Genomic DNA, 26,288 nt, shown 5'->3' with positions numbered 1-26,288 from the left:
AGGGCCGGGTTGTAAGGTGGGTCAGTGTTACTTCAAGCCAGTGAGCCAGACCGCCTGGCCACTGAAACCGGTGGAGCTGATACCAACTCCACCGCCAACCGGCTCGATGCCGAACGTGATGGTGGCATTGGTGTTTGCCGGGATCTCGAACGAGGGTTTGATGTCGATGGATAAATATCGGGTGCCACCCGTGGCGACGTATTCCGTCTTGGACACGCGGCCTTTCTCCACCCCATTGAGGTAAAAGACCACCGCCATCCCTATAGTTCCTTGACCCGATACGTTGCCATAGGCCGTCACCGGATCGATGCACACCACGTTGCGGGCGCGTCGGTATGCCGGGATCGAGAAGTTGGCCACCGCCTTGATCAGCGTGGTGATGTCGCCAACCACCTGGTTCACATCGAGCTGACCCAGGATCTGGCAGTTCTCCCGTATGGTGACGTTGTTCATCGTGCCGGAGTTGGCCAGCACATTGCCCTGGAACGTCCCATTGGAAAAATAGACATCACTGCCGTAGATGCGCCCCATGGAATCGATCCCTGCATTCCACTTCTTACCATAGGCTCCGAACTGGCCGGTGGCGTTTTCCCCCAGCCAGAGATCCCCCCCACGGAAAGAGCCACCCTCGATGAGGGAGCCTTTCAGGTGCTGAACATTGATGTACTTGGCGATCACGTTGCCGATCTCGGCCGTGTCCATCATGGCGTGGTTCATGTAGACGGTGCCGTTTTTGATGACGAACGGGTGGCGCTTTGTCGTCGCACCGCCCGCCCTCGACATCACGGCGAACACATCCGCATCGATCACGAAGGTACTCAGCACGGTGCCATCTTCATTCAGCTTGACCGACAGGCCAAAGCCAGCCCCTTCCCCCGCGATTTGAGCCTTGGTGTACCAACCCGCCTCCACGTTGCCTTTCAGGTCAGCCACCGCCTTGGCTGCCGTTTCCACGGCTGCCGTGGTTTGGTTGAGGCTGGCTTGCACCTTGGTGATGGCGTCGGCGTTGGCTTTGTCCCCATCCACCTGAGCCTGCTGGGCCTGCTGAATGGCCGCCCCCAGGGTGGTGTCACCACTGGTCACCTTGGCTTGAAGCTGAGACAGTTGCTCGGCCAGCGCCTGATCCCCCTGCGCTTGGGTGCGCTGGGTTTCCAGGATAGCGGCGTTGAGCGTCTGGTCATCCCCTTCCAGGGTGGCTTGCAGTTGGTCCATGCGGGTGGCCAGGGCGCTGTCGCCGGTCACCTGGGCTTGCTGGGTCTGCTTGATGGCCGCATCGAGCGCCTTGTCACTCGTCTCCACCTTGGCCTGCAACTGGGTCAGTTGCTCGGCCAGCGCCTGATCACCCTGCGCCTGGGTACGCTGGGTTTCCAGGATGGCGGCGTTGAGCGTCTGGTCATCCCCTTCCAGGGAGGCCTGCAGTTGGTCCATGCGGGTGGCCAGGGCGCTGTCGCCGGTCACCTGGGCTTGCTGGGTCTGCTTGATGGCCGCATCGAGCGCTTTGTCACCCGTCTCCACCTTGGCCTGCAACTGGGTCAGTTGCTCGGCCAACGCCTGATCCCCCTGCGCCTGGGTGCGCTGGGTTTCCAGGATAGCGGCGTTGAGCGTCTGATCATCCCCTTCCAGGGTAGCCTGCAGTTGGGTTACCCGTTCGGCCATGGCCTGATCGGCGGCGCTCAGGGTGCGGTTGCTTTCCTCCAAGGCGGCGGCGGTCTTGCTGTCTGCCGCTTGGTAATCGGCCTTGAGCTGGCTGATCTCCCGGGCGGTGGACTGCTCCACCCCGGCGATCACCTCCCTCACCCCGGTGAGCGCGGCGGACGTTGCCGCCTGGTCGCCCTCAAACTCGGCCCGGAACTGGGTCACCTCGCGGGCCAGCGCCTGGTGTTCGTCCGCTTGGGTATCCTGACGACGAGTGATCGTGGCGCGGGCCTTGCGAGCCCGGTCCTCGTCCTGATCATCTGCCAAGGTGTTGCCGATGCTGGCCAGGGCGGTCAGATTGACTTCTGCTGACAGGTCATCCTGGCGAGCGGCCAGCGCCTTGCCCTGCTCTGCCACGGCCTCAGACAAGGTGCCCACATCGGATTTGGTCTTGTCGGTCTTGGTGGTGAGCTGTTGCAGGGCCTCGCCGGTGGCCTGCTGACCATCGGTGACCACCTTGCCCAGGCTGGTGAGCTGGGCGGCTTGATCGCCGCTGGCTGTCTTGAGCTGTCCTATTTGCTCGGCGAGCGCCTGATCCCCCTGCGCCAGGGTGCGCTGGGTTTCCAGGATAGCGGCGTTGAGCGTCTGATCATCCCCCTCCAGGGTGGCCTGCAGTTGGGTTACCCGTTCGGCCATGGCCTCATCGGCGGCGCTCAGGGTGCGCTTGCTCTCCTCCAAGGCGGCGGCGGCCTTGCTGTCTGCTGCCTGGTAGTCGGTCTTGAGCTGGCTTAACTCCCGGGCGGTGGACTGCTCCACCCCGGCAATCACCTCCCGAACCTCGGTCAGACGGGCAGTGGTGGCGGCCTTCTCCCCTTCGAACTTGGCACTGAGGTCGGTGACCTCGCTCGCCAGAGCCTGATGAAGATCAAGCTGCACCTGCTGGTCACGGCGAATGGATGCCTCGGCCTGGCGGTGACGCTGCTCCCCCTTATCGCCCGCGAGGGCGTTGGCAATGGCGGCCTCGGCGGCTTGGTCAGCAGCCTTGGCCGTCAGGTCCAGGGTGGCGGTGATCTCGTCAAAGCGGCCAGCGGTGATCCCGCCGTCACTCTCGACAATCTGCTCCAGTGCCCGGATCTTGCCCTCGGCGGTGCCGGTGCGAACCTCGACCCCGCTGACCCGCTCAGCTAACACCTGGTCAGCCTCGGTACTGACCCGCGCCACTTCGGTGATGTTGGCCAGCAGGGTCTGGTCATCTGCCTCCAGCTCGGCCTTGAGGCCGGATACGCGCTCGGCCAGGGCCGACTGGGCATCGCTGTTGACGGTGATCCGTTGCTCTGCCGCCGCGAGCCGTTCGCCCTGCTCGGTCACGGTGGACTGGGCGGCCTTCTGCTGGATCTGCCCCAGGGCGGCATCCAGGGAGCTGCTGACCTCGGTCAGGCGCTGCTGTTCGCTGGTGAAATCCGATTTGGTGACCGTCTGGGTGATCTTGGCATTGATGCCATCCAGCACCTGCTCGGCCTCGGTCAGCCGTTCGCCATGGGCATCCACCACTGCATGATCGGCCTTGGTGGCCAAGGTGCCGGTGGCGGCGTCCAGTTTCTGGTTTACCTCGGTAAAACTGGCCTGGGTCTCGTCGCGCAGCGTCCGCACCACATCCATTTCAATCTGGCCGGTGCCGGGATTAACCGTGAAAATGGCATCGCGAAGATCGCCCATTTCACTCTGTACACGGTCAATCTTGCCGTGCAGCTTGTCTTGCTGCAGGACGGTATCGATGCCCATCTGGCCCAGGTGATTCTGCTCATCGCGCAGCAGGTTTTCTGTCTGCGTTGACCGCTCATCGAGGGCCGCCAGGGCGTCACCCAAGCCCGTCATCTGCTGATCAATGACCGGCACCCGTTCAGCAATCGGCGTCACGGTGTCACTCAAATCGGTGAACTCGCGTTCGACCAGCTCCAGTTTGCCAATGATGTCAGGGATCGCCTGGTCAACGATGTCCGCGATCTGCTCGATGGGCTTGCGCAGCTCCTCGCGCAGGTGTTCGCCACCTATCTCCCCATCCAGGATGTCGAGAATGGAGGCGGCGTCGTAGGAGGTTTTCCCGCTGGCCGCAAACAGACCGGATTTGCCGTAGGCGTTGACGGCCCGCAACCACACGTAATAGGTGGTGTCAGGCTGCAATCCCTGAAACGTCATGAACGCGCCCAAGCCCACATTGGTGGCCTTGCCCTGCACTTCGGCCAGGGGCAGCTGCACTTTGCTCCACCACCATTCACACAAGGTGCCGTAGGACTGGCCGCCGGTGAACAACGGGCGGAATGCCAGGGACCAGTTGCCCGCCTCGACTTCAACCCCAACAGGGATAGCGGGCACTTCTATGGTGAACGAGACGGATGCGACCGGGGAGTGGGCGCCAGTCAAGGCTACCGCTCGCACCATCGCCACATAGTTACCAGCAGGCAGGCCGTTGACTCGGCAAGATTCACCAGGGCTTTGCGCCGTCATGACGGTAACCGGCGGCTTGCCAGGAGTCAGCCGCTGTATGATCACCTGGTTGTACGCAATGGTGCCGACGTTGCGCCAGGACAGCACGCCCTGAACGATCTCCCCTACGGTTTCGACTTCATACCGGAGCTGGTCAGGCATTGCCATGCCGCCCACTGGCAAATCGGTAATGTCAGGGCGCTCCATCGGCAAGCCAATGGCATCGGCCCACACCCCCACCGACTCCTCACGCAAGGTCAGCTGGACGCCATCCATCAGATCGAATGACCAATCAACCACTCTGAACTCCACGCCATTGATCCCCAGGGCGGGAATGTAGAGGCGAAGGTAAGAGCCTGGGCGGTACTGCCAACCTGACAGATTGACCGAACAGGTGATGGTGCGGGAGGTGCGGCGCTGGCGCAGCAAAATATTAGCCAGGCGCTGGGCCTGCCAGGGGGAGGTGACAAACCGGAAATCAAGATCTTCGGTCAGCTCCTGGCCATCATCTTCTTCAACCCACTGGGCCACCTTGACGGCGGGGAAGTCCATCTTCTGGAACGTCTCTCCGTCAATGAAAGTCCCCACCACTGTGTTGATGCGGTCGCTGGCCGGAGGCTCAGGCAACAGATCAATGTCACCTTGCAACTGATGATCAAACAAGTCCTCACTGGCGGGGCCATAGTAGGCTCCGACGACAATGCCGTGCATGCCGCTGACATAGGTCGGTTGACCCGCGCAGGACATGTGCATGTCTTCCAGGATCTTGGCGGGGGCCTCACTCAGGTCGAACTCACCGTTGATCGCGTAGCGCTTTTCTTTGGTGCCGTCCTGGAGGGTGATCAACTCGTCGCAGATATTGGCGGCCACGATGAACTCATTGAGCCGCAGCTCATCATCCGGCACCCCCAGCCAGCGGCGGTAATAGTCCAAAATGACCAGCGCGGCATTGTCGGTAAACTTGACCTGGCCATCGCGGGGATCCCATACCTCAGCGCCAAACTTTTCCATCTTGATATTCGGCAGGCCGGAGGGGAACTTCTCGGCGTTGAACTTGAGCGTCAGACGCACCCAGGCGATCCCTTGCCCGATCATGTCCTCTCGCCAGTTCGGGCAGTTCGCCAACATGTAGGGGTCACAGGTCTGGCGATCATTGTGCAACTCGTAACTGGCCAGATCACCGAACGTCTCGATCAGATCGTCACCCAGCCAGAGACGGCCCACCCGGTTTATCTTGTGCCCCGCGATGGTGAGGGCCAGATAAATCAGCTCCCCCTCAGTCTGATCCCCCACCTGCTCCTTGGCATTGGAGAGCAGGCCAGACGAGATCACGCGACCATAGACGGCCACCTTGGAAGAGGAGGCCGCTCGCAGCACCTGGCTGCGCTCACTGGCCCCACGAAAATCAGAAAAGGAGGGGGTCTTGGTGGTTAGCATCATGGCAGCCATGGAGGCCATGGCTCCGATGGCGTAGGCGGTAGTCAGCGCAACACCGGCAGCAAAGAACGCGCCGGAGCCAGCCGCCACACCCACCAACACAGGAACAATGACAGGTGGCATTTATTCAACTCTCCAGGCTATCAGGGGAACAACACCAGGCACAGGGGCGGCCCCCTGATCCGTCATGGCCCACACTTGACCGGCCCACATCACGCCAGCCGTCTGGCCAAGGTCACTTTCGAAAACCACGGCATCCCCGCGCTGGGCCATTTCAGGGATCACCCGTTCAAAGTGGGCATCCAGCACGGCAGGGATGGAGCCGTGCAGCTTGACCAGCACCCGCTTGGCGCCAATCTCCGTGGTGTAGCGGTTGCGGTAATCGGCGGCGGGGTCTTTGCCGCAAGCCGCGACACAGCAATCAGCGACAAACAAACAACAGTCTGCCGAGCCCCAAAGAAAAGGCCGCCCGGAGGCGGCCTCGATAGCAGCAATGATCCGCTGCTGCCAGTCTTGATAGCGCATGGTCAATCCTTATAGGTCGAGTCAGGCCCATCTTTCGCGGAGCCCCAGAAGATGGTGCAGTTGGCCATCCAGGTCTGGAGCCTGAAAAACGCATCGTTAGGGAAGAGGCGGCGGTGACTCTCATCGGTGCAGCGCATGGAGAGCCCCTTTTTCCAGTCCTCAAAGATGTTGGAGATCGTCAGTTGTACCGCGTTGGTTCTGCCCACCTTCACCGGCGTTGACGCGATCCGCCCCTTATACTGCAAGGCGGCGGCCACCAAGGCTCCGGTGTCGTCCAGCACAACCAGGAACAACCAGACCAAGCGCCCAACCAGGCGCTCTTTCATCACCTCAGCCAACAGGGAGTTATCAAGTCCGGTCAGGGTCATGTTGAGTTGTGTCGGGGACGTAGTGAGCTGTTCTTTCTGGGGGCTGATCTGCCCCATGGCACCTATGCCGTAATAGACCTCGCCACCGATCACGGCCTCCCCCAGGCCGGTGTGAAGCCGGGTGATACCGCTCGGGAGATCTATCTTGGTGGCATAGAACGCCGTCACATTGGGCCGGTTCAAAGCGGCAATAATGGCGGGATCAAGGCCGGTCATGATCATGGGTAAAACGCCTCAATCAGGGACAGGGTGACATCCGTAAACACACCAGGGGAATGGTGGAAAACCCCTTGCTTGTTGTCCTGTAGCTTGAATACACCACAAGGCCGAGCGACAACCAGCGGGGTGCCTGACGGGTAGTTTTGACGAACCATCGGAGAGATACGCACAAGCGCTGTACCAGCTGCATCCGAATAGACATCAGCCAGCACCATTTTCAATTCATCACCAACCTGCACCCAATCACCAAGGCTTAACACCCGCCTGCTTGGTGTCCACCCTCGGGATGTGAACTGCTTTTTCATTGAGATAGCTTCAGTCACAACAGGATGACCAAGCACGGGCTGCGGATTGCCAACCAGTTGGGATGAAAAATCCCATATCCTGACCCTGCCTGATGTCCCCTCCAGTGAGAAAACGAGCGCTTTCAACCGCTTTGCCACCGGCGCAGGCAGGCCTCTGAACGTCAACTGGGCGGTTACCTTGGAACCAGGTATTGCTAAGGTCTGGGTTGACCCAGACATGGATTCAAAGTCTCTGGTCAGTCCCTCCAGCCCTATCGACATTTCGTTGGGGATGATGTCCGTAGGCCAATCGATTACATCTGCCAATTAAGCACCTCACACATTGAGCATTCGCCGGATCTGGCCACGGCCCGCCACATCCTGCACCACCATCTGGTAACCCTGCTGGGCTCCCTGCTGGGCGCCGCGGCGGGCCGCCTGCTCCATCGCGGCGGACAGAGCAGCATCCCCCGCACCTGATACAGCGATATGCTGGATAATGGTGACCCCGTCACTACCATCACCGCCCTTGCCAGCTGCCCGCGCCAGAATCGCTTCCGAGTCGCGGCGGCTGGTCACGTTGGCGGGGCCTTTTATCAGGGTGCCGTTCACAAACTCATCGCCCAGCTCTGACACAATGCCGAACTGGTTGGCCGGGATGTGCCCGCCCTTATCAAACAAACCGGCAATCGCCTGACCGGCCACCATGCCCGCTGACGCATAGCCCATCATCCTGACGCTGTTGGACAGACCGATGGAGTAAGGGGGCGGGAAGGCGGCCAGCGCCTTGGCGGCGGCCTCTTCCGTTGACACGATAATGGATGGAATGGCTGCCGCTTTTTGCATGGCGAACAGGGCTTTATAGATGCCGCTGTGCTCCATGCCCGCCTGCTGCAAGGCAGAGGTGGTAATGCTCATGGACTGCTGGGTAAAGCTCAGCAGCTCAGCGGATACCGCCGACTGGTATTCCCGCTGTTTGTTGACCCGGTCGTTTTCGATCTGCAGCAAGCGGGACTGGTGATCCTGCTCCAGCATTTCCCGGCTTGCGTGGTACTCCATCTGGAGCTGGAATTGCAGGTCGTGGTTAGCGGACGCCGCATCATAGGCTTGCGAATACTGCTGTTGGAGGCGCTGCTGGGCTTGTTGCCAACGGCTCTGCTCCTCGATGACAGAGGCGCCATACTGCTCGATACGGGCCACGTTGCGGGCGTCGTAGAAATCCCTGTCGATCCCTTCCATCGCTTGGTTGCTGTTGGCCAGCAGTTGCTGACGCTTGTCCAGCTCGGCGGCAATGGCCTTGTTTTCAACCCTGAATGAATCCACCGCCGCATAGTTGACGGCTTTGGGCTTCTTCGGGGCTTTCGGCGCTTTCATGGCACCGGGGATCACGGCAACGCCGCGCCCCTCCCCACCAGGGGCAGGCAAAGGAGGCAGGCTATCACCGCCACTGGTCACGGCGGACTGGATAGACTTTTTCAGGGTGTCCAAGTTCTGGAAATATGAGGCCCAGCCGTCAGCGCTGGACTGGGACAAGAACGCTTCCATATCGCCCTTGGCGAGCTGCATAGCGGTTCCCAGCGCATCGAGCTGCCCGAGCATGGCATCAGGCTCGCCCGCATCCTGGTAATCTCTCAGCGCTTCGTTGTAATCCATGCGGGCAGCAGAGTAGGCGGCAGCAGCTTTCAGGTAGCCGTTTCTGGTTTCCTGGTCGGCGCCGATGTTGAATACCAGGGAAGCTTTCTCAAGCGTGGTGTCGATGGTTCGGATGAACTGCTCCAGAGCGAGAGAGGCAGACCGCACCCCTTCGATCACATAGAGCGCCATCCCCTTGCCAAGCTCAGCGAAACCGCCTTTGGCATCGGCAGCATCGACAATCCACTGACGCATCAGGCGCGAGCCCTCGGAGATAGCCGGGGCCATACTGGCCTTGACCTGCTCCCACAAGGCGCCCATGACTGACATCAGCCGCTGGATCTCAAGGCGAGCCTCGCGCACGGCAGCGAATTGGCCGCCAGATAACGCCATGCCCATGCCGTCGATCTCGTCGGCAAAACGGAATAACTCGCCTTTGTTGGTGTAGAGGGTATCGAACAGCTCTGCCGCCGCATCATTCAGCTCATCGAGCCAAAAACGGGCATCGGCTGCGCTCATCTTTTGCAGCTCGGCGGAGAAAGCGCGCAGTTGCTGATCGGGCGACATTGCCGCCCAGTCCTGGGCCGACTGTCCAATCTGCTTGAAGAAGTCCACCAAGGGCCCGCCGCCGGTCTTGGCCGCATCGGAGATCCGAACGTTCAAGTCCTTGACGACATCCGACAGGCGCTCCCCGTTGGTGCCAGCCCATTCCGCTGCCTGGGCGTAGGCGTGCCACTGCTGCGCGGCAATGCCTATGTTTCGGCCAAGGTTGGCCGTCTTGTCAATGCTGTCATAAGCCGCCTTGATACCGGCGAGCGCCGCGCCTGAGCCCAGGGCGATCAGGGCGCTGCGCAGTGAAAACACCTCGGTGACCAGCGTCCGCACACCGCCGGCCACCACTTTCCCGGTGTTGACGACATGACCACCAAAGGTGGTGAAGTCTTTGCGGGAACGGGCCAGCTCCTCCCGGAACTGGGCCGCATTCAGGCCGAGCGTAGTGACCAGGCTGCGCAATACGGCCATAGGTTATCCTCTGATGTGGTTAAAACAGGACGGCTCTCAGCGACAGCTGAGACTCTTCCGGGGTGATTTTTTCTGGATCAGGGAGGGGAGGGTGCAGGCGCTCATATTCGAGCGAGTAATGGGCCAGCCAGGTGGTCAGTTCCGAAACGGGCAGCGCCTCGATTTCGGTGATCGTCTTATGCAGATCGATCGCTAACCTGATCACCAGCTGCTTGGTCTGGCTGACCCTTATCGTTTTTTTCAGCGGCCAGCGCCAGTTCGTCCATCCGGTTGAGGCGCTTCGCTACCGGCACCAGTCGGTCGAGTACCGACAGAGGCAGGCTTTCCAGCAGGGCTGGCACCTGTTCTTGGGTGGCGATCGGGTTGCCATCTTCGTCCACCATGCAACAGACCAGCAGCGACATCATCCATTGGTATGGGTTATCTGCCAGCGGCTGACCAGTTATCTGGTTGAAATTGGTTACCTGGTACTCCATCAGCTTGGACACCGACATTTCACGCACGATGATTTCGGCTTCTTCGCCCAGCTCTGGAACAGGCACAAGCTCCTGACGAAGCGATAACTTGTTGAGCAACAGCGCCGCTGTCACCGATGGTTTTTTCTTTGCGGCCATTATGCACCTACCCCCACTTTGCCCCACTTGGTCTTGCCGTTCTGTTTGCACGGCACCACGAAATCAATGGTCTTGTCACCCTGGGTTTCGTTGCGCAGATAACCCAGCAACACCACCTCGTATTCCGCTGTCACATTGTCGGGCCAGATGTGTTGAACGATGACAGTCTTGGTGGCCTGAGCCGCCGCAATAAACAACTGCTGGCCCGCATCGGTCGGGTAAGCCATGCACTTGAACTCTTTCTCTGGGCCATCGAACATCCCGGCAATGGAGCGCTTGGCCGTGTCTTCCAACGTAGTTTGGTCCAGCACGGGATTTTTCTCGCCGACTTGGCCAATGGACAGCATCCCAGGGAGGGGGGTGAAATCGGCATCGTCCTTGGTCTTGAACTTGGTTTGAGTCCCAGCGGCCAAGACCCCATCTTGGGGGGTGTACTGAAAGCGGGTTGCTGCGGTCATAACGCATTCCTTCTGTTTGTCGTTTGGATTTCGATGATGGATTGCTTGGTTGTCGTGTCCAGCGAACTGGGTGAGTCTCGCGGCTCGGACACGGCGATGTATTGGAAGTCGTCTGTTTGCCTGCCATCAAGCTGGCGCAGACGCTCGCCGATGGCGTCCCCCTCCAGGCGAGTGGCGGCCAATATCTCCAACTGCCAAAAATGCTGCTGGAGACTCACCCCACCCTCAAGGGGTCGCAGGCCGTCAGGAGAGCTGACCAGGCTGTAGGCGATTGCAGGAATAGACTCTTCTTGCGGTATGAAGTCGGGATATACAGGCACCTGGCTGGCGGCCTTTATCAGCTCAAAAATAGCGGCTCGCTTTATCATCTGATTGCCTTGTCGATGGCTGCGCCCAGGTGATCTTTCTGTACGTCCAGCACCTTCTCCACGTTCTCATCGAGACCGGGGCGCAAGAATGGGCCAGCAGGGATGCCGGGGTGGATCAAGCTCTCTTGCCCTGGGCGACTGCGGCGCAGGTGTGCTCGCTTGTTGGCGCGCTCGGTATCCTTGTGGCTCTTGAGGCTGGCCCCACTGGCAAGACTGTGCTCGCGGGCTCCATGCTCCAGCCAGTACGCATAGACCGGCGCCTCCACGTATTTACCTGCCGCCTGTTGTACCTTGTAGGACTTGAACACACCGACAGAGGCAACGACATCAGCAAACCGGGGGTTCCTGGGAATGGAGACGCGCAGCTTGATGGACTCACCCAACAGGCCGGTGTCGTGGTTCCACTTCTGCTCATAGAGGGAACGAGTACGGGCCAGCACCGGCTGGGCTGATTCTCGCATCACCTCGCGTAAGACCTTCTTCTGGGTGACCAGATCGAGGGACGCCAGCTGCTGCTCCAGATCAGAAAACCCGTCCAGGTCGATGGTGCTGATCATTGGTCAACCTCACAGAAGAGGATCAGCGTGCTGCGCTTGGCATCTGGCTGAACCAGTTTGATATTGACGGTGAGATCATCGCGCACCAGGAAAACCCGGTTGGCAGGGGTCACGCCGGAGCGGTATCTCAGCTTGATGGTGTACTGCCCTGCAGCGACCTCTTTGCCAGCCCTCAACTGTTCACGGCCACCAATCATTCTGACATCTGCCCAGATAGGGCTCGACTCTTGCCACTGCGCCAGCGGCTGGCCAGCAGCATCTTGCCCTGACGCCTTGGTCAGGATGCGGATCTGATCTCGGTACTCACCCGCTGCCATAGAAACCTCCAATAAAAAACCCCGCCGAAGCGGGGTTTGTTTTGGTGACCGGTCAACTGTGGTGCCACCATATCCTAACCTTGTTGACTATCTGCCACGCCACACCGAGCAGCAGCACAGCCCCACCATACCCCAGACTTGAAAGTGTCCAGTCACTCCCCTTGGCATTGAGCCAAAGCGGTGTAAAAACTGTCATTGCCAAGCCCATGGCCATCAACAGATAAGCCCACAGCACCTGCTCCTTCAGCTGCTTGGATGTCTGCTGCGTGGTCGTCAGCCGATCACCGGTGTCCACCACATCAGCCAACTGCATGACCGGCGACCCACAATGCGGACAACTGGCCGCCTTGTCAGACACCTTGCCGGTACATTCGCCACACTCGATAAGCGCCATTGTCCCTCCCGTATCAATCCCGGTAGGGTATATCCGATCAGGCCCCTGATCCAGCCATCACGGATCCGGCGGCAACTCGGGGAACAAGATCCGGTAGGGGCCAAGCGCATGGGAGTAAGCCAGCGGCAGCTCTGCCACGATAGTGCCAGTGATGATGGGCTCGCGGTTCTCGTAGAACTGCGCCGCCGACATAAGAACCGCCAGGGTGACAGCCGGGTTCTTCACGCTGATACCATAGTGATCGGTATCGGGGATTTCCTCATCGCTGTCGTAGATCTTGCGGCCCATGTAGTTGGAAGCCGCCACTTCGGCGGCCCCCAGGTACAACTCCAGCAGATCGTCTTCATCCGTCATGCCTGCATCGAGGCGAAGCTGTTTTTTCAACAGCGAGATGTTGAGCAGTGCCATCTTATTACACCTTGTCAGCTTTCGCCTTGACCGGCTTTTCCTGTTTCTGTTCGGCCTCTGCGGCCTTGGCCTGCGCGGCGGCTTCATCCTCTGCGGCCTGGGTTTGTGCCGCCGCCTGGGCATCAGCTTCTTGTCGCTGTTGCTCGCGGGCCTGAAGTTCGGCCAACTGGCGTTTGAGTTCGGCCTCGGTGTCATAACGGGCGATCCCGAGCCGGACCAACTCGTCCGCCTCATCCTGGCTGTCAACGGGCAAAGAGTCGCCAACGTTGCCCCGCTTTGCACCAAACAGCGAGGTGAGCAAAATTACGTGCATGGGTTTTCTCCATCCAACCGGGGGCATGACCCCCGGTGTGGTTGATTAGGCGGCCTTGAGGGTCAGCGCCTTGACGGCTGCGGTATCTTCCAACAGCGCATCGAAGCGGTGGAACATCAGGAAGCCAACCAGACCGGCCTCGGCATACTTCTCGTCCAGACGGCGCAGGGCCATCCCTTTGACGCGGCGGATCTGGAAGTAGCTGAAATCGCCATAGAGCACCGCTTTCTTACCAGCAGCCACATCCGGCATACCCTGGTCGATCTGGTACTGATCGCCGTCAATGGTCGCCGGGGCAACACCGGCCACATCCGGCAGCCACAGCGGGCGGCCATTACCGTCCTTGAGTTCCTTGAAACCGAGCAGGGTGTTGTCGTTGAACACCCAGCGGGTGTTGCCTGCGCGATAGGCCGGATCCACCGAGTGCTTGAGCTTGAGCAGATCGCCGTGGGTGATGGAACCCGCCACCGCAGAAGTCACACCACCGGTCAGCTGCATGGTCAGCCCCTTGATGTTGTTGCCCTGGCCGTCACCGTTCAGCAGTTGCTTTGCTTCACCTCGGCCGAGGCGAGATCCGATGCGGCGGGAGATCAGACCAATGACATCCACGCCGCTGTCGGTCAGCAACTCGTCACTGATCTTGATGGTCTTGGAGGTCATCTTCTTGGCACCGATGGCAACTTGGCCAAAGTCCATGTCCTTATCGCCACCCTCTTCTGTTTCACCGATCATGACGCCTTCATCCGCAGTGCCATCCGTGGTCACCCAGGTAATGGGCGCCCCGCCATCGGTTTCAAACACGGTGGCGATATTGGCCACACCGCCGAAGGCTTTCATGGTTTCCACAACGCGGTTGCGGAATTCGGTGGGGACGGTAAAGCCGCCCTTGGAGTCCACGTTGGTCGCCTGGGCTCGCATTTCCTTGAACAGCGCACGCTCCTCGCTGGAGAGTGCCGGGTAGCCACCGCGCAACACGGTTTCCAGCACCTTCATCTGGCGGGCTTCGGCGACACTGGTATCGAGGTCAATGCCAGAACGGCGCTCGGGCTCGTTGTTGACGTTGTCAGAGTCCAGGTTGAGCAGGCGCTCTTCGCGGACGATCTGGGCGTCCAGTTCGTCCAGCTCCTTGACCATGTCGCCCCACTGCTTGGTGGCGGGCTCATCCCAGCGCTTCTCGCTGTAGTCATCGTTCAGCTTGCGCATCTGACCGGCGATGGTGCTGCGCTTCTGCTTCAGTTCGTGCAATTTCATGGGCATACGCTCCGTTATGGCAATAAAAAACCCGCCGAAGCGGGTCAGGTTTCACAGCACCATCAGGCGCCAATCAGTTGTAAATGTCGTTCGCGCCGCTCGCGGGCCTCATCTTCCTGGGCTCGGCTCTCTTTATTCTTGAACTCCTGCATGGAGCGGGAGGCAGCAGTTGCGTCAGGGTAGGCAGGGAAGGCCACCGGCCCCACATCGTAGAGGCGGGCGAACTTGGTGATCTCCCGCGTCAGTAACCCATCGTCATCGTAAAACCAGCGCTCGCCATCGTGGGCCACCTTGAACTGGAATGAGCTGGCATCGATGTCACCGCGCAGCATGGGGGCCAACACCAGATCTTGCACCGTCTGGGTCGATGGGGCGTCAATCTCGTAACGTAACCCCTCATCATCTATCGACAGGTGCAAGGTGCCGCTCTTGGTACGGCCAAGAACAAAGTTTCGGTCATGGTTGAACAGTCCCCGCACATCGTCCTGCATCACCCCGTCGAAGGCGCCTGGCTTGATGATTTCACGAAAGCCGCCGAGGTTTTCACTCAGGCGGTTAAACACTGCGCCATAACCGACTATCTTCGGGCCTTGCCCGTCAACGGCAGGATCGGCTCGCACTTCACAGCGAAAGAAGCGGCGTTCGCTATCATTCGGCATTGGTCACCTCATCTTCTTGTTGTTTGTTGTCCTGCTGGCTGGCGGCGTTGACCGAGATCAGGAAGTTGTCGAGCCCATCGACCCGGTTCATATCTTCCAGCACCCGCACCTCATTGCGGTTCATCCAGCCATCGGTGATGGCGTAGTGGTAGAACTCGGCACGCTCTTTGGCGGTGCCGCGCAGCAGGCCCGCCAGGTTGAACTTGACGTAGTAACCGGCCCGCAGCTCGGCCTCGGTGAACACTTTGCGGTTGATCTCCTGCTCCCAGCGCACCACCCAGGGCATCACGCTATGGCGGACGAAGTGGATCGCCTGCTCGCTGATGTTGGAGAAGGTGGCCTTGTCCAGGTCGTTGATCATGTGGCTCGGCACGTTGTAGATCCCAGCGATCTCGCTACGGTTCATCTTCTGCGTTTCGAGAAACTGCGCCTCTTCCGGCGGGATGGTGATCGCCTTGTAATCCAGATCACCGGTCAGCAAGGCGGTGCGCCCGCTGCCCTTGCCGATACCACCTTCACGCCATGAGCTTTTCAGGTTGGCGCGATGCTTCCTGCCTTGATCTGCCGCCATATTCGGCGTCTTGTCGATCAGGATGCCGGACGGCCGCCCACCGCCACCAAAGAACTGGGAGCCATATTTCTTGGTGGCCAGACCGAGGCCGATGGTCTCAGCGTGATAGCGGATAGGGCTGGCACCCCACAGCTTGTCGGCGCCAAAGCCCTTGATGTGCACCGCGTCATAGATGGGCAGGGCAAACCAGCGATGCTCCTGATCGTCATATGCCGGGTAGTACCAACCGGACTGGCCGCGCTGCGGCTTGCCGATATGCTCGGGGTCAAACAATGCCAGCTCGGTCAGCTGACCCGTTCGGCGATCCCGGATCAGGCGAGTGATCGCATTGCCGTTCGCCAACACCACTTGCTGCGACTGCTCCCGCCAGTCATAACTGCTCTGGAACAGGTTGGGCGATGCCGACAGCAGGTAATGGGCCGGGTGGTCGGTGCCTGGCACCACATCCCCCCCCTGCTTGCGCAGCACATGGAGCGGCATCTGGGCCATGCTGCTGGACAGACGATGGATACAGGAGTACACCGCCGCCAGCCTCATGGAGCTGGCAGGCGTCACCGAGACCCCGCTCTCGGTGGTGGCCCCCAGGCCAAACCATTCAGCAAGACCAGGATCGGATGAGCTGATGGTTTCACTGCGGGCCTCAGCCCCGAACAGCAGACTGAACATCGCGGCCCCCTTGTTTCTTGAGCTTTACCAGTATCAAGGCAGTCAGCAAAACCAGACCGACCAGCAGCCCACCCGCCAACAACATGGCAGGGCCAAGCCCCCACATCAGGTAGGTGCCGCCGCTCATCAGCAGGACGCCGAGCAGCAGGGCCGCATCAATCAAGTACCGCGTCCGTTGGGTCATAATCATCTTCCGAGTAGGGGCTGCTGAATGCGCCCTTGTTGAGCATGGCGCGACCGATTGCCATGATGGCAGCCATCGCACCGTCTATCTTGTTGTCCTTGCCCTCCTTGCGAGGGAACACGTTTTCGTTGGCATCCTCGCGGGCGGTGACGTTGCCGACCATCCAGTTCATCACCGGGTTGTCGTCATGGTGCAGGCGGCCAGCCGCCAGCGCGGACTCCATCTCCTTCATCGGCGGCGACAGGTGCGCCGTGGTTTGCGGGATAGCCACAGGCAACCAGCCAGCGGTTGCCAGCTGTTGGGCCAGCTGGGCACTGTTCCATGGGTCGTGCGGGATCTCGCGGGGTGAGTAGGTGCTGGCCAGGGCCGCCACCTCTTCGCCTATCTCGCCGAAATCAATCTCCGCCCCATCCGTGGGCGTCAGTGCCATGCCGCCAGAGTTGGGCCAGACCGTAGAGATCCACTGCTGGTACTTGTCCAGGTTGCGGTTGTCCGGGTCGTTGGTGGTGTCCTCCGGCAGCCAGTGGCGGGTGAACAGGTAGTAATGCAGCAGGCCATCCGCCTCATAGCGAGCAAAGCAGATCGCCAGTGAGCAGACGTCCAGCTTGCTGGCAAGGTCGAGCGCGAACCAGCAAGGGCAGCCAATAAAGTCCTCAATCTTCAATGACGCATCGGCGGCACTGCGCCAATGGTCGTAGTTGAAGAAGGTGGAGCTGGCGGTCGTCCATTTGTTGAGGTGCTTGATCAGGTACTTTGTGAGGTGCCGCGCATTGCGCTTGGCCCTCATCAGCTGGGCAAGCAGGTAATCCTCAAAAACAGATACCCCATAATTGGGGTTCGCTTTACGCAGGCTGGCCGGGTCAAAGATGTCGTCGTCATCGTCAATGGTGTAGATCAGGGCGAACAGCTCTTCGTCCGGCTCGGCACCACTGAGCATTCTGACGCACTCATCCCAGAACTGTTTGCATGGGCCAGCCGGGTTAACCCCTGCCGTGCTGATCACCAGCATCATGGGCTGCTCTCGCGCCCCTTGGCCGGTCTCCATGGTGTCATACAGTTCAGGACTGTCGTGTTCGTGGTACTCATCGACAATTGCCAGGTGCGGGCTTGAGCCATCACCCGGATTGCCGATCACCGGCTCAAACACCGAGCCATCCTGACGAAGCATCTTCTTGGCGCAAACCTGAATGCCAAACTTGCGGCGCAGGTTGGGCAGCTGGGCGGCGATCTGCATCGCGGGCTTGAACACCTCCCACGCCTGCTTTTCCGTGGTGGCCCCGCAGTACACCTCCGCGCCGGGCTCATCGTCCGCCGCAAACATGTAGAGGCCATTGCCCGCCGCCACGATGGACTTGCCATTCTTGCGCGGTACGAACAGGGCCGCCCGCCTGAACCGGCGCAGCCCGTCCTTCTTGCGCACCCAGCCATACACACACGCATGGAAGAACAACTGCCAGGGCTCTAACGTTATCCGGCGCTTGTCCAGCGGCAGGCGCCGCCATTTGCCCTTTGTGTGTGGCAGCAGTTGCAAAAACTTGCAGGCCCGCTCTGCCCTGGCGGCATCGAACCTGTAGGGGTAGTCCTTTTCTTTGGACTTCTCCAGATCATCCAGGTGACGCTGACACGCCTGCTGAACGTACTTGCAGGCGATGACCCGACCCGATACCACATCGCGGGCGTACTTGTTCGCGGCGTTGACGTTCGGGTTCTTGGCCATCAGAAATCCTCGAACTCATTTCCGCCATCAGGGCCAGTCCCGCCACCTCCGCCCATCAGGCGGCGATAGCTGGTAGGGTCAAGGCCGAGCAGTGAGCCGATCCTGACCATGGAGGAGATCGCATCCTGACGGACAGCAACGGCGGGATGTTTCTTGATGCCCTCGGCGGTGGCCGAGGTGATGCCGTCATCCAGCACCATCTTCTCGGCCTTGAGATACAGACCAAACGAGTTGCAGTAAGCCAGTACCAGCGGCAGGTGATCTTCTGTGAGCTGCTGGCGTCCGATCAGAATCTTTACCGTGCTACGCCAAAGCAAACGCGCCTCGGCATAATGCAACTCAGGAGGAGCGGGCGGCGCCCGCTTGATGACTTGATTGGATGGCGCAGCAGGCAGATCGCCGCCAGACTTGCGGCCACCCCCAGCGGCTCTTGTCATTATCCGAACTCCGTAGCGTTATCCCTTCCAACGCTCCCGAGTTTCAGCGTTACATAACGAAATTTCAGGAAATTTTCCTTATTTCTCGCTCGCGTGAAAAACTTTAGGCGGCGGTACTAAGGGGCTTGAGGCGGTAGGGATTTGACCACCCCCGCCCCGCCTGACCCGCGCCGCGACTGGATCTCGGCGGCCTTTTTGGATCTCTTGAGGATCTCGCCGAAAGGGTGCCTGGGGAGGGCTGTTTTCTGGGTTGGCGTTCAGTTTCACGCCAGTTCACCGCCGGTTCAGCCGCTCGTTCGCGGTCTTAACCTTGTGGTGAGCGGTACAAATGGACGCCAAGTTGCTCGGGTCATCCGTGCCGCCGTGCGCCTTTGGCACCACATGGTCAACAATGTTCGCGGGGGTGTATGTCCCCTCGCCCAAGCAGGTCAGGCAAAGGTATCCATCACGCTGCAAGATAGTTTCCCGCAGCTTATCCCATGCCGAACCATACCCGCGCTGATGCCTGGACAACCCAGCCTGATATCGCTCCCATCCAGAAACGCGGTGAGCCTCGCACAAGCCGGACTTGTCATTGGTCAGAGCACTGCAACCGCCAGGATGGCGGCATGGCTTCATCCGTCTTGGCGGCATGGTCACTCCACAATAAGGGCCGCCCGCTGCTGCTATGGGCATCGCTGCAGGGCGCTAGCATTGGGCGGCAAGGTAAATCAATGTCTGCGCATGTTGCCAGTATCAAGCAACGAGGCGGGGGCAACGTCAAAGCGCTGCACCTTTGACCTGGGGGGGGGGGTATTGCGGTAGTTGGGTTAACGGGGTTGAGTCAATGAGAGATAGGCTCTTTCACAGGCCAATCCTGACGCTCGAGCTCGGTCATACGCTGCTGCCAGCTCACCCGCTCTCTCGTCAGCCCGGCTGAGCAGGTCGGCGAGCACCATGGCAGGATGTCCGGCTGCCGGGCCTCCTTGGGCAGCCCCGGGATTGCTGGCGCACTGACTTGCTCGGGCTGCCAGGCGGCGGGCTTGCTCGCGCAGCCGGCCAGACTCAAGGTCAGCAGCAGCGGCATCAGCCTGCGCTTGGGCGATTTCTTCTTGTGCATGGTCTCTCACCTCATCGATTTCAGCCTGCCGGCGCTGCTCTTCCTCCCGAGCCTTCAGCTCAGCCTTAGTTCTGGCTGTGGCAAGGCGGGCAGCCTCTTCATTCCACTTTGCCTGCCAGGTCTTGCGCTCCCCCTCCTCCCCAGCAGCATGACCGGAGCGATAGAGCGCCACACCGCCGCCGGCCAGGGCGGCTATCACCAAGGCACCGGCCAGGAACGGCAGCACCTTGCTCTGCTGAGTCACTCCCATCACACCCCCTTGCACTTCGCATTGAGGCGCAGCCGGTCTTTCCAGAGCCCGGGGCATACCCGGTTCCCCGGTACCGAGCAGTCCTGGTTGCCGGAACGCTTGAATAGCAGGATCGCCTCGCAGGCCCCGGGGTAGTCGCCAGCGTTCAGGCGCTTCACGATGGTGGATCGGCAGAAGGCGCCGGGACCGATGTTGTGGGAGAGCTCGACATAGGCGTCGAACTCATACTGGTGGAGTGGCACCTTGATGCAGGCCTTGAGGGCATTCTCGAACACCCGCACCTCCCGAAGGCTCCTGTTCACCGCGGCGACGGGCGTGATGGTGTCACCCATCTTGACCCCTTCGGTGCTCCCAAAGCCGATAGTGGGGAGCTTGGTACCGTGTACGGGGTCGGGGTAAGCCGTCGGCTCAAACCCCTCCCGATTCAGGATCCCCACAAAGCCGGCAGCACTGAGAGTGAGCGCCGCTATGGCAATTCGTACTTTTGTCATGCCTACCCAACCTGCTTGGCGCGTGGCTTGATGATGTTCGACCAGATAAACCAGCCGATCTGAACCGAAAGCCACACAAGCGTCGCGATCAGCACCCAGTCATTCAAAGAGACACCAGCCCACGACATACTCACCACCGCTACAGGAGGGGCAGATTTCGCAGTTTCACCGACCACAGTGGTAGCGATCTGCTCATGGCCTTGATTCATGAATCCACCCCAGAAACGAAAAAACCTCGGCAAGGCCGAGGTTTGAGAGCAAGAAATAAAAAAGACCACATCCTTTCGGGTGCAGTCTTCCATCATCGGTGCCAACTTTGCCAAAAATTGCAGGGGATGTAAAGACACCGATAGATCGGAGCAATAAGCGCATTCCATTGACGGAATGATTACGCTTTATTACACTCGCCTTAGTAACAAATTTGAGCAACGATTAGTAACTAATGTGGTGTTCATGACTATGTGGGAAATCGAGTATACCGATGAGTTTGAAGAGTGGTGGGCAGGGCTTACCCAAGAAGAACAAGAGTCGGTTAGCGCGTCAGTCGGTTTGTTGGAACAGTGTGGACCACAGCTGAAACACCCACATAGCAGCGGGATCAACAGTTCAAAGCATGGCCATATGCGTGAGTTGCGAACACAGCATGCAGGTGAGCCAATCCGGACACTATATGCCTTCGATCCACGCCGTGCTGCCATCCTGCTTATTGGTGGCAATAAGACAGGGGATGATCGCTGGTATGATGTTCACATCCCGATCGCAGACAGCCTCTATGATCAACATCTGGCACAACTGAGAAGGGAGGGCCTTATCGATGGCTAAGAAATTTAACGATCTGCGCGCCAAGATGACTCCTGAGTCACAGGCTCGCGCCGTAGCAAAAACAGAGGCAATGCTGGCCGAGATGCCACTGGACGAACTGCGTCAGGCTCGCGGGCTGTCCCAGAAAATGCTCGCAGAAATACTGCACGTCCAACAACCAGCCATAGCCAAAATGGAAAAGCGCACTGATATGTATCTCTCGACACTGCGCAGCCACATTGAAGCCATGGGAGGTCAATTGGAAGTTGTGGCCCGCTTCCCGGATGGAGTCGTGAAGGTCACTAACTTCGCCACCCTCGGTGAGCGCGCCATCATCTGATCGGCCAGTAGCCATGTTGGTAATGCAATAATTGGGGGGGGCGAAAGCCCCCTTTTCAATCTAGCCAGAAGCGGCTCTATCGCGTCACATACCCATAGCGCGCCTGTGTCGTAGACTCCTGCTGGTGGCACCAGGCCAACACCGCGAGATAAAGAGGGCGCCACCCCCTCTCCCACTGCCCGCGGGTGAACTGGCCCACCAGCACCTCAATAGGCCGCCTGACCTGACTGCCCAGGATCGGACGAAGTCCAGTACCACCGCAGCGGGGACAGGCTTTGTCCATGGGCTTGCCATGTAACTTGGATAACTCCAGATCCCGGACTGTCCCTCTACCACCACAACGACAAGCGGCCCCAGGAGTGTCAGCAGTGCGGCAGTAGTGTTCCAGGGCCAACTCGGCTACCCGGCGCAAGGCCATGCCGTGGCCACGTTCCTTGTTGCCACCCACATAGCGGGGAGCAATCTTGGTGCACTCAGCCTGCACAGCCAGCAGGGCCTTCTTGGCATCCCCTAGGTCTTTGCAGTAACGCGCCATCACCAGCGCCATGCCGGCACCATTGTGCTTCTGAACCATTCCCAATGCCGTCATCACATCACTCTTTGTCAGATGAGAACGCCCCGTTGACTGGGCCTGATAGGCCTGCAGCATCACAGAACGCGGATCCCCTACGGTAATTGCATATTCAAAGCGCACTCATCACCTCCACTGTTACCGACACCATTCCCCCTTTCACTACCGGCCCGCGCTCCACCAGCAACCGGTCGATCTGGCTATCGTCCAGCCACACCCCGGCGTGGGTCAGGGCGTCTTGCACCGCCTTCACCGTGTTATCCAGATCCCGGGCTCGCCGGTCAGGGGCCTGCACCACCAGCCGCAGGGCCAGCCGATCGGGAATCTGCTTGCCGGCTAACTTGGCAGCTAGACAGGCATCGGCCGCAGCTTTGCGATAAACCCTCCCCTCCTGGCTCAGCAGGGTTCTGGGCTTACCGCTCACGGCCACATTGCGCCAGATCCGGTTGGTTGAAGGGGGCCATGGCAGGGTCACTGTCCATGAATCAGCTTTTGGCATTGAACACTCCCAAGGAGCAAGCCAGCTCCAGTGTGTTGATAACGTGCTCCAACTGCGAACCGTGCTTGGCCTCCCAAGCCTTCCACCCGATCCGGTGCAACTCCATGTGTGGCTGGTGGGCGAGTGGGAACGACATCAGGTCATGCGCCTTGCTGCCCATCACACTCATCCCGTGACCCACAACGTGGTGTGCCTCGATGCCCTCGCGCTGGCCCGTCACCACACAGGGCAACTGTCGAACAAAAGCCAAGTAGGCCGCACACTCCCAGCGCTGTCGTTTGGGCTTGCCTAAATGCAAGGCCGCAGGCTCAGGATCAATCTGGCGAATGGCCGGTTTGGCATTGATGCGAGCCCGCAGATCGGCCAGTGGATCGCGCTCTGCCACCTCAAGGCGATGATCACGATAGCGAGCATCGGTCTCCCGGTTACCACGGGGCGACCACTTCCGATCCGGTTCGATGGGTGCCAGGCGACAGGCAGAGCGCAGCAGCGGATCCGGCAATGAAGGCAGCACCTTATAGACGGTCGCCCACCAGCACAGATCCCGGGCAGTCAGGTCAGCAGCGGCCACCCCACACCAGCCAGCGACCCGCTGCAGCACAAGCTGCGCCAGCCACCCGGCCACATCGGCGAGGCGGATCGGTAACTGCCCATTGCGGTGCTCGTTGTCGTGATGCCAGCACAAAGGCAGATGGACCCCCTCCACCTCTGCGGTGACGGTTTCCCCAATGCAGCCATCGGCTATCACGCAAGCAGTGGCATTGGCGGTCAGCAGCTCCCCACCGGCGGCATTGACCACCGCGGCGCAGGCCAGGGCCGACACCAACTCAGAGAACTGGGCCAGCAGGTCAGCCCCCTGATCGCGCACCAGACGCACCGGCTTGCCAGCCAGTTGGCGCCTCACCGCCGGCAGGCTGTCGCCCAGCGGCACCAGGGCCAGCCCCAGCGCTTCGACAAACACGGCGTTACCTGCGCTCACGCTTGCCCCCTGATCGCGTTCAACTGTTGGCGAAACCACTCACGGTGCTCTTCATCCACCTCATCAATGGCGGCCACCACGACCTCACGCCCGATCTCGTTGCGGCGACGGCGCCACACCAGCAGGTGCGCCTGCTTGATCAACTCGATGCGCTGCCGTTCAGCCGATGGCAACAGGGCCAGGTTGTGACTCATGCCGCCACCCCACGCAGGATGCCGTCACGGATCAGTCGCTCCACCAGCCACTGCTGGCCCTTGCCGGTGATCAGGGGGGTGAAGCTGATGCGCCGCTCGCCGTTGCTGTCAAACGAGCTCTCCCGGGTCGCGAACAGCCCGCGGTCCACATACTCCTGCATCGGCAGGTTCCAGCGCTCCCCGCGGCAACTCATCAAGATCTTGCGTTCCCTCAGCAGGGTGAACAGGGTATTGGGGCCAAGGCCCACCGTCTTGGCGAACGCCGACAAGGTGATCCCCTTCTCCACACTGGCGATCTGCTTGGCGAACTCCACCGCCGGGGCATCCATCGCCACCTTCTGTTCCAGCGCCATCTTCTGCTCGGCCAGCTCGGCAGCAAGGCGCAGTGCCTCCGGCAGGGTCTGGGGGATCATCATCGCGGGCTGGTGGGCTTGCTGCTCCAGCTCCTGCCAGCGGCGAATAATCCGGATCCGCAACTGGGCGCTGTAACCGGCCACCAGACAAAGGGTCTCGTCCTTGTCCAGCAACAGGCACGGCTGGGTGCGACCACGGCCATCCTGGTAATCGCCTGACTTCTCAGGAGATTGAATTTCCACCAGCATCTTGCGGATATCGGCCATCACGTTGTCGTGGCGCTTTCCGGTCAGCTCGGCGATCTCCACGCTGGTCATCGTCAAAGGGGTTGCCCCCCGCATCATCAGTTCCATCACCTCACCCCCATCGACACATTCGCGGCCAGATACACCGCTAACCCCACCAGCACCACCAGCACCACCACCATCAGGGTACCCCTCATGAAATCGCGCATGGGATCATCTCCAGCGTGGCGGGCCGCTGTTGCTGGCCGCGCAGGGCGTTCACCGCCTTCATCACCTCAGCCAGTTCGGCACCCTGTACCAGGTAGTGCCCGGCCCGGTGGGCCTGGGAGGTGAACCCCAGTTGCCGCGGGCAATCCGACACCTCAAGGCGCACCTGCACCGGCAACCAGTCCTTCACCTCCGGGTACACCGCCACCCGCACATACCGGGCGCGGCGAATGTCCCGCTCACAGGCATCACTGAACGTCACCGCCATCACGCCATCCTCCCTGTTATCGTCACACCCTCGCGGTGCAGTTGGGCCAGCAGTGGCTGCAGCTCAGCTTGAACAGCCTCATCGGTCACCTCGCGATCACGCACATAGACAAGGGCCTCCGCCTGCATCTCGCAGGCTCGCAAAGAGACCTGGCGGCCCACAGGGGCAGACTTCGGTACCGGATTGCGCTGCAGGATGGTGGCCTTGACCTCGGCCGGGCGCGGGGCGAACTGGCGGCCAGCGTCATCGGCCAGCTCCAACACCGCCTCGCGGATCTGCTGGGCGGTGAACCCGCGCAGTTGAACGCCCCAGGCCATGGCCACGCCGCGGGCATTGGCATCCAACTGGCTGGCACTGGCGGGCCAGCATCCGGCCATCAACGGCAGCAGCTCGTCGGCCAGGAACATCGACATGCCGGTGCTCACCTGCAAAGTGGCCTGATTCACGGGCAGGCTGGTCACGTTAGAGGGGAGTGTTGTCGTCATAATCGACCCCCGCGGCTCGCAGGGCCTGGGCCTGCTGTTGGGCTTGCGCCAGATTGGACAGGGGGCGCTGGTGGCCGCCAGATGGATTACCGCGCTTGGCCTGCAGCTGGTCCCACTTCTGGCGCAGCTTCTGCGGCGACAGCACGTTGGCACACCAGAACGCATCCCGGCTCACCCAGTCATACAGCTCGCAGATATCGCGGTGGCTACGCTGGTCCAGCTCGCGCATCAGCCGGATCACGTTAGCCCACTGCGCCCAGTTCGGCTCAATGGCGGTCGGGGTGATCAACTGCACCCGCCGGAACATCCACTGCGCGGTCATCAGGTCATCGCTGGTCCCCCACGCCTTGCCGCTCGGGGTTTGGATGGCAGCCTCGGGAATCACCCGGGCCTTGGGTTCGGGATCGGCAACCCCCTCGATGGCAGTTCCCTCCCCCTGCTGGTCGAAAGTCGCGTCAGCGAGTTGCGACGAAGAGTCTTTAAGATCTTTGTTTGTTTTATTGTTTATCTTGTTTAGATCTTCGGCGTGATACTCCGCGCCTAACTCCGCGCCATCAGATTGCGATACCCCCTCCGTCCCCTGCTTTGATGCGGGTTGCAACTCCGCGCGAAACTCCGCGCCAATGTGTTCTGAAACTCCGCGCTGGTAAGGGTCGTAATTGAGCAGGGTGACCAGGGTATAACCACGGGTACCCTGCTTGCTGGAGCGGCTGATCATCCCCTCCTGCTCGAAAGCATCCAGGGATCGGCGGGCACTGTCTTCGGAGATGCCACAGGCCTCCCCAAGGGAACGGGCAGAGCCTACGACCTGGCCACGCTGGATCAACAGGCGATTGCCGTTGAAGCTCACCTCGCAGCGCTCGTGCGCCGCCTCCAGCAGCAGGTGCAGCCACAGCGCCTTGCGCACCGGATCGCGGTAAAACGGCACCTCCTTCAGGCTCTTGTACAGCAGAACAAACCCGCTGCGACGGTTGTCGGCCACAT

At 60.4% G+C, this 26,288-nt stretch carries 33 protein-coding genes; 2 read left to right on the top strand and 31 right to left on the bottom strand.

Going from position 1 to position 26,288, the window contains the following annotated elements; translation table 11 throughout:
* Nucleotides 1-27: 27 nt before the first annotated feature.
* From AB5Y54_RS18195 to AB5Y54_RS18085, 23 genes are all read right to left on the bottom strand, one after another.
* The gene (locus tag AB5Y54_RS18195) at nt 28-5,679 is read right to left on the bottom strand and encodes a DUF1983 domain-containing protein (protein ID WP_368154139.1); all 5,652 of its coding nucleotides are present in this window, start codon (nt 5,677-5,679) and stop codon (nt 28-30) included.
* Entirely contained in the window at nt 5,680-6,081 is a 402-nt protein-coding gene (locus AB5Y54_RS18190) for a hypothetical protein (RefSeq protein ID WP_368154137.1), read from the bottom strand.
* A 2-nt stretch (nt 6,082-6,083) separates the two neighbouring features.
* Nucleotides 6,084-6,671 (bottom strand): hypothetical protein, encoded by a 588-nt coding sequence (locus AB5Y54_RS18185; protein WP_368154134.1) that lies wholly within the window; start codon nt 6,669-6,671, stop codon nt 6,084-6,086.
* Nucleotides 6,668-7,279 (bottom strand): hypothetical protein, encoded by a 612-nt coding sequence (locus AB5Y54_RS18180; protein ID WP_368154133.1) that lies wholly within the window; start codon nt 7,277-7,279, stop codon nt 6,668-6,670. The genes AB5Y54_RS18185 and AB5Y54_RS18180 overlap by 4 nt, the downstream gene beginning before the upstream one ends.
* 9 nt (nt 7,280-7,288) lie before the next feature.
* A complete protein-coding gene (locus AB5Y54_RS18175) occupies nt 7,289-9,607 on the bottom strand; it encodes a hypothetical protein (RefSeq protein ID WP_368154131.1) in 2,319 nt (772 codons plus the stop codon).
* Nucleotides 9,608-9,783: 176 nt separating this feature from the next.
* Entirely contained in the window at nt 9,784-10,221 is a 438-nt protein-coding gene (locus AB5Y54_RS18170; RefSeq protein WP_323956463.1) for a hypothetical protein, read from the bottom strand.
* Nucleotides 10,221-10,679, bottom strand: a complete 459-nt coding sequence (locus AB5Y54_RS18165; RefSeq protein WP_323956464.1) for a hypothetical protein — start codon at nt 10,677-10,679, stop codon at nt 10,221-10,223. Before AB5Y54_RS18165 ends, AB5Y54_RS18170 begins: the two co-directional genes overlap by 1 nt.
* Nucleotides 10,676-11,047, bottom strand: coding sequence for a hypothetical protein (locus tag AB5Y54_RS18160; protein WP_368154129.1), 372 nt, complete (start codon nt 11,045-11,047; stop codon nt 10,676-10,678). Before AB5Y54_RS18160 ends, AB5Y54_RS18165 begins: the two co-directional genes overlap by 4 nt.
* Nucleotides 11,044-11,604 (bottom strand): hypothetical protein, encoded by a 561-nt coding sequence (locus AB5Y54_RS18155; protein ID WP_368154128.1) that lies wholly within the window; start codon nt 11,602-11,604, stop codon nt 11,044-11,046. Before AB5Y54_RS18155 ends, AB5Y54_RS18160 begins: the two co-directional genes overlap by 4 nt.
* Nucleotides 11,601-11,921: a phage head closure protein gene (locus AB5Y54_RS18150; RefSeq protein WP_171269727.1), complete on the bottom strand. Its 321-nt coding sequence runs from the start codon at nt 11,919-11,921 to the stop codon at nt 11,601-11,603. Before AB5Y54_RS18150 ends, AB5Y54_RS18155 begins: the two co-directional genes overlap by 4 nt.
* 52 nt (nt 11,922-11,973) lie before the next feature.
* A complete protein-coding gene (locus AB5Y54_RS18145; RefSeq protein ID WP_181023049.1) occupies nt 11,974-12,315 on the bottom strand; it encodes a hypothetical protein in 342 nt (113 codons plus the stop codon).
* A 57-nt stretch (nt 12,316-12,372) separates the two neighbouring features.
* Complete coding sequence (locus AB5Y54_RS18140; RefSeq protein WP_368154126.1) at nt 12,373-12,723, bottom strand: head-tail connector protein; 351 nt, start codon at nt 12,721-12,723, stop codon at nt 12,373-12,375.
* 4 nt (nt 12,724-12,727) lie between these two features.
* Nucleotides 12,728-13,036 (bottom strand): hypothetical protein, encoded by a 309-nt coding sequence (locus AB5Y54_RS18135; RefSeq protein ID WP_368154125.1) that lies wholly within the window; start codon nt 13,034-13,036, stop codon nt 12,728-12,730.
* A 45-nt stretch (nt 13,037-13,081) separates the two neighbouring features.
* A complete protein-coding gene (locus AB5Y54_RS18130) occupies nt 13,082-14,287 on the bottom strand; it encodes a phage major capsid protein (protein WP_368154124.1) in 1,206 nt (401 codons plus the stop codon).
* Nucleotides 14,288-14,349: 62 nt separating this feature from the next.
* A complete protein-coding gene (locus AB5Y54_RS18125; RefSeq protein WP_368154121.1) occupies nt 14,350-14,946 on the bottom strand; it encodes an HK97 family phage prohead protease in 597 nt (198 codons plus the stop codon).
* Entirely contained in the window at nt 14,936-16,183 is a 1,248-nt protein-coding gene (locus tag AB5Y54_RS18120; protein ID WP_368154120.1) for a phage portal protein, read from the bottom strand. Before AB5Y54_RS18120 ends, AB5Y54_RS18125 begins: the two co-directional genes overlap by 11 nt.
* Nucleotides 16,158-16,346, bottom strand: a complete 189-nt coding sequence (locus tag AB5Y54_RS18115) for a hypothetical protein (protein WP_368154118.1) — start codon at nt 16,344-16,346, stop codon at nt 16,158-16,160. Before AB5Y54_RS18115 ends, AB5Y54_RS18120 begins: the two co-directional genes overlap by 26 nt.
* Entirely contained in the window at nt 16,339-18,084 is a 1,746-nt protein-coding gene (locus AB5Y54_RS18110; protein WP_368154117.1) for a terminase large subunit, read from the bottom strand. Before AB5Y54_RS18110 ends, AB5Y54_RS18115 begins: the two co-directional genes overlap by 8 nt.
* Nucleotides 18,084-18,521: a phage terminase small subunit P27 family gene (locus AB5Y54_RS18105; RefSeq protein WP_171269719.1), complete on the bottom strand. Its 438-nt coding sequence runs from the start codon at nt 18,519-18,521 to the stop codon at nt 18,084-18,086. The genes AB5Y54_RS18110 and AB5Y54_RS18105 overlap by 1 nt, the downstream gene beginning before the upstream one ends.
* Nucleotides 18,522-18,794: 273 nt before the next feature.
* Nucleotides 18,795-19,139, bottom strand: coding sequence for an HNH endonuclease (locus tag AB5Y54_RS18100; protein ID WP_233768485.1), 345 nt, complete (start codon nt 19,137-19,139; stop codon nt 18,795-18,797).
* A 191-nt stretch (nt 19,140-19,330) separates the two neighbouring features.
* On the bottom strand, nt 19,331-19,870 hold the full coding sequence (locus AB5Y54_RS18095) for a DUF2514 family protein (protein ID WP_042047481.1): 540 nt from the start codon (nt 19,868-19,870) through the stop codon (nt 19,331-19,333).
* Nucleotides 19,870-20,361, bottom strand: a complete 492-nt coding sequence (locus tag AB5Y54_RS18090) for a lysozyme (RefSeq protein ID WP_045525021.1) — start codon at nt 20,359-20,361, stop codon at nt 19,870-19,872. Before AB5Y54_RS18090 ends, AB5Y54_RS18095 begins: the two co-directional genes overlap by 1 nt.
* 2 nt (nt 20,362-20,363) lie before the next feature.
* Nucleotides 20,364-20,666 (bottom strand): hypothetical protein, encoded by a 303-nt coding sequence (locus tag AB5Y54_RS18085; RefSeq protein ID WP_227656721.1) that lies wholly within the window; start codon nt 20,664-20,666, stop codon nt 20,364-20,366.
* Nucleotides 20,667-20,814: 148 nt separating this feature from the next.
* Here AB5Y54_RS18085 and AB5Y54_RS18080 point away from each other — a divergent pair, with 148 nt between their 5' ends.
* The gene (locus tag AB5Y54_RS18080; RefSeq protein WP_193758870.1) at nt 20,815-21,183 is read left to right on the top strand and encodes a type II toxin-antitoxin system RelE/ParE family toxin; all 369 of its coding nucleotides are present in this window, start codon (nt 20,815-20,817) and stop codon (nt 21,181-21,183) included.
* The gene (locus AB5Y54_RS18075; protein WP_102948860.1) at nt 21,176-21,502 is read left to right on the top strand and encodes an XRE family transcriptional regulator; all 327 of its coding nucleotides are present in this window, start codon (nt 21,176-21,178) and stop codon (nt 21,500-21,502) included. The genes AB5Y54_RS18080 and AB5Y54_RS18075 overlap by 8 nt, the downstream gene beginning before the upstream one ends.
* A 76-nt stretch (nt 21,503-21,578) precedes the next feature.
* Here AB5Y54_RS18075 and AB5Y54_RS18070 read toward each other — a convergent pair whose 3' ends face one another.
* From AB5Y54_RS18070 to AB5Y54_RS18035, 8 genes are all read right to left on the bottom strand, one after another.
* Nucleotides 21,579-22,091: an antitermination protein gene (locus AB5Y54_RS18070; protein WP_270806064.1), complete on the bottom strand. Its 513-nt coding sequence runs from the start codon at nt 22,089-22,091 to the stop codon at nt 21,579-21,581.
* A gap of 94 nt (nt 22,092-22,185) precedes the next feature.
* Nucleotides 22,186-22,572: a RusA family crossover junction endodeoxyribonuclease gene (locus tag AB5Y54_RS18065; protein ID WP_041211155.1), complete on the bottom strand. Its 387-nt coding sequence runs from the start codon at nt 22,570-22,572 to the stop codon at nt 22,186-22,188.
* Nucleotides 22,559-23,551: a DUF968 domain-containing protein gene (locus AB5Y54_RS18060; protein WP_227656723.1), complete on the bottom strand. Its 993-nt coding sequence runs from the start codon at nt 23,549-23,551 to the stop codon at nt 22,559-22,561. Before AB5Y54_RS18060 ends, AB5Y54_RS18065 begins: the two co-directional genes overlap by 14 nt.
* Nucleotides 23,548-23,745, bottom strand: coding sequence for a DUF3283 family protein (locus AB5Y54_RS18055; RefSeq protein WP_005324004.1), 198 nt, complete (start codon nt 23,743-23,745; stop codon nt 23,548-23,550). The genes AB5Y54_RS18060 and AB5Y54_RS18055 overlap by 4 nt, the downstream gene beginning before the upstream one ends.
* Nucleotides 23,742-24,452 carry a phage regulatory protein/antirepressor Ant gene (locus AB5Y54_RS18050; protein WP_041205556.1) on the bottom strand — a complete coding sequence of 237 codons (711 nt, stop codon included), beginning with the start codon at nt 24,450-24,452 and terminating at the stop codon, nt 23,742-23,744. The genes AB5Y54_RS18055 and AB5Y54_RS18050 overlap by 4 nt, the downstream gene beginning before the upstream one ends.
* 85 nt (nt 24,453-24,537) lie before the next feature.
* Nucleotides 24,538-24,819: a hypothetical protein gene (locus tag AB5Y54_RS18045; RefSeq protein WP_041205553.1), complete on the bottom strand. Its 282-nt coding sequence runs from the start codon at nt 24,817-24,819 to the stop codon at nt 24,538-24,540.
* Complete coding sequence (locus AB5Y54_RS18040) at nt 24,819-25,304, bottom strand: hypothetical protein (protein WP_368154113.1); 486 nt, start codon at nt 25,302-25,304, stop codon at nt 24,819-24,821. The genes AB5Y54_RS18045 and AB5Y54_RS18040 overlap by 1 nt, the downstream gene beginning before the upstream one ends.
* Entirely contained in the window at nt 25,282-26,286 is a 1,005-nt protein-coding gene (locus AB5Y54_RS18035; RefSeq protein ID WP_368154112.1) for a hypothetical protein, read from the bottom strand. Before AB5Y54_RS18035 ends, AB5Y54_RS18040 begins: the two co-directional genes overlap by 23 nt.
* Between the last annotated feature and the right edge of the window lie 2 nt (nt 26,287-26,288).

Source organism: Aeromonas sp. s9 (assembly GCF_040907765.1).
Taxonomy (GTDB): Bacteria; Pseudomonadota; Gammaproteobacteria; order Enterobacterales; family Aeromonadaceae; genus Aeromonas; species Aeromonas caviae.
The sequence above is the reverse complement of the archived record's forward strand: the minus strand, read 5'-3'. Positions and strand labels throughout refer to the sequence as shown.

Bases quoted from the DNA above. Each gene is read 5' to 3' on its own strand.
- AB5Y54_RS18080 (WP_193758870.1), top strand. From the start codon at position 20,815: ATGACTATGTGGGAAATCGAGTATACCGATGAGTTTGAAGAGTGGTGG.
- AB5Y54_RS18095 (WP_042047481.1), bottom strand. From the start codon at position 19,870: ATGGGAGTGACTCAGCAGAGCAAGGTGCTGCCGTTCCTGGCCGGTGCC.
- AB5Y54_RS18175 (WP_368154131.1), bottom strand. From the start codon at position 9,607: ATGGCCGTATTGCGCAGCCTGGTCACTACGCTCGGCCTGAATGCGGCC.
- AB5Y54_RS18110 (WP_368154117.1), bottom strand. From the start codon at position 18,084: ATGGCCAAGAACCCGAACGTCAACGCCGCGAACAAGTACGCCCGCGAT.
- AB5Y54_RS18145 (WP_181023049.1), bottom strand. From the start codon at position 12,315: ATGGCGCTTATCGAGTGTGGCGAATGTACCGGCAAGGTGTCTGACAAG.
- AB5Y54_RS18185 (WP_368154134.1), bottom strand. From the start codon at position 6,671: ATGATCATGACCGGCCTTGATCCCGCCATTATTGCCGCTTTGAACCGG.
- AB5Y54_RS18100 (WP_233768485.1), bottom strand. From the start codon at position 19,139: ATGAAGCCATGCCGCCATCCTGGCGGTTGCAGTGCTCTGACCAATGAC.
- AB5Y54_RS18120 (WP_368154120.1), bottom strand. From the start codon at position 16,183: ATGTTCAGTCTGCTGTTCGGGGCTGAGGCCCGCAGTGAAACCATCAGC.
- AB5Y54_RS18085 (WP_227656721.1), bottom strand. From the start codon at position 20,666: ATGATGGAAGACTGCACCCGAAAGGATGTGGTCTTTTTTATTTCTTGC.
- AB5Y54_RS18190 (WP_368154137.1), bottom strand. From the start codon at position 6,081: ATGCGCTATCAAGACTGGCAGCAGCGGATCATTGCTGCTATCGAGGCC.
- AB5Y54_RS18125 (WP_368154121.1), bottom strand. From the start codon at position 14,946: ATGCCGAATGATAGCGAACGCCGCTTCTTTCGCTGTGAAGTGCGAGCC.
- AB5Y54_RS18050 (WP_041205556.1), bottom strand. From the start codon at position 24,452: ATGGAACTGATGATGCGGGGGGCAACCCCTTTGACGATGACCAGCGTG.
- AB5Y54_RS18065 (WP_041211155.1), bottom strand. From the start codon at position 22,572: ATGCCAAAAGCTGATTCATGGACAGTGACCCTGCCATGGCCCCCTTCA.
- AB5Y54_RS18045 (WP_041205553.1), bottom strand. From the start codon at position 24,819: ATGGCGGTGACGTTCAGTGATGCCTGTGAGCGGGACATTCGCCGCGCC.
- AB5Y54_RS18075 (WP_102948860.1), top strand. From the start codon at position 21,176: ATGGCTAAGAAATTTAACGATCTGCGCGCCAAGATGACTCCTGAGTCA.
- AB5Y54_RS18150 (WP_171269727.1), bottom strand. From the start codon at position 11,921: ATGGCAGCGGGTGAGTACCGAGATCAGATCCGCATCCTGACCAAGGCG.
- AB5Y54_RS18165 (WP_323956464.1), bottom strand. From the start codon at position 10,679: ATGACCGCAGCAACCCGCTTTCAGTACACCCCCCAAGATGGGGTCTTG.
- AB5Y54_RS18155 (WP_368154128.1), bottom strand. From the start codon at position 11,604: ATGATCAGCACCATCGACCTGGACGGGTTTTCTGATCTGGAGCAGCAG.
- AB5Y54_RS18195 (WP_368154139.1), bottom strand. From the start codon at position 5,679: ATGCCACCTGTCATTGTTCCTGTGTTGGTGGGTGTGGCGGCTGGCTCC.
- AB5Y54_RS18090 (WP_045525021.1), bottom strand. From the start codon at position 20,361: ATGACAAAAGTACGAATTGCCATAGCGGCGCTCACTCTCAGTGCTGCC.
- AB5Y54_RS18055 (WP_005324004.1), bottom strand. From the start codon at position 23,745: ATGAGTCACAACCTGGCCCTGTTGCCATCGGCTGAACGGCAGCGCATC.
- AB5Y54_RS18130 (WP_368154124.1), bottom strand. From the start codon at position 14,287: ATGAAATTGCACGAACTGAAGCAGAAGCGCAGCACCATCGCCGGTCAG.
- AB5Y54_RS18140 (WP_368154126.1), bottom strand. From the start codon at position 12,723: ATGGCACTGCTCAACATCTCGCTGTTGAAAAAACAGCTTCGCCTCGAT.
- AB5Y54_RS18040 (WP_368154113.1), bottom strand. From the start codon at position 25,304: ATGACGACAACACTCCCCTCTAACGTGACCAGCCTGCCCGTGAATCAG.
- AB5Y54_RS18170 (WP_323956463.1), bottom strand. From the start codon at position 10,221: ATGGCCGCAAAGAAAAAACCATCGGTGACAGCGGCGCTGTTGCTCAAC.
- AB5Y54_RS18070 (WP_270806064.1), bottom strand. From the start codon at position 22,091: ATGACGGCATTGGGAATGGTTCAGAAGCACAATGGTGCCGGCATGGCG.
- AB5Y54_RS18135 (WP_368154125.1), bottom strand. From the start codon at position 13,036: ATGCACGTAATTTTGCTCACCTCGCTGTTTGGTGCAAAGCGGGGCAAC.
- AB5Y54_RS18160 (WP_368154129.1), bottom strand. From the start codon at position 11,047: ATGATAAAGCGAGCCGCTATTTTTGAGCTGATAAAGGCCGCCAGCCAG.
- AB5Y54_RS18105 (WP_171269719.1), bottom strand. From the start codon at position 18,521: ATGACAAGAGCCGCTGGGGGTGGCCGCAAGTCTGGCGGCGATCTGCCT.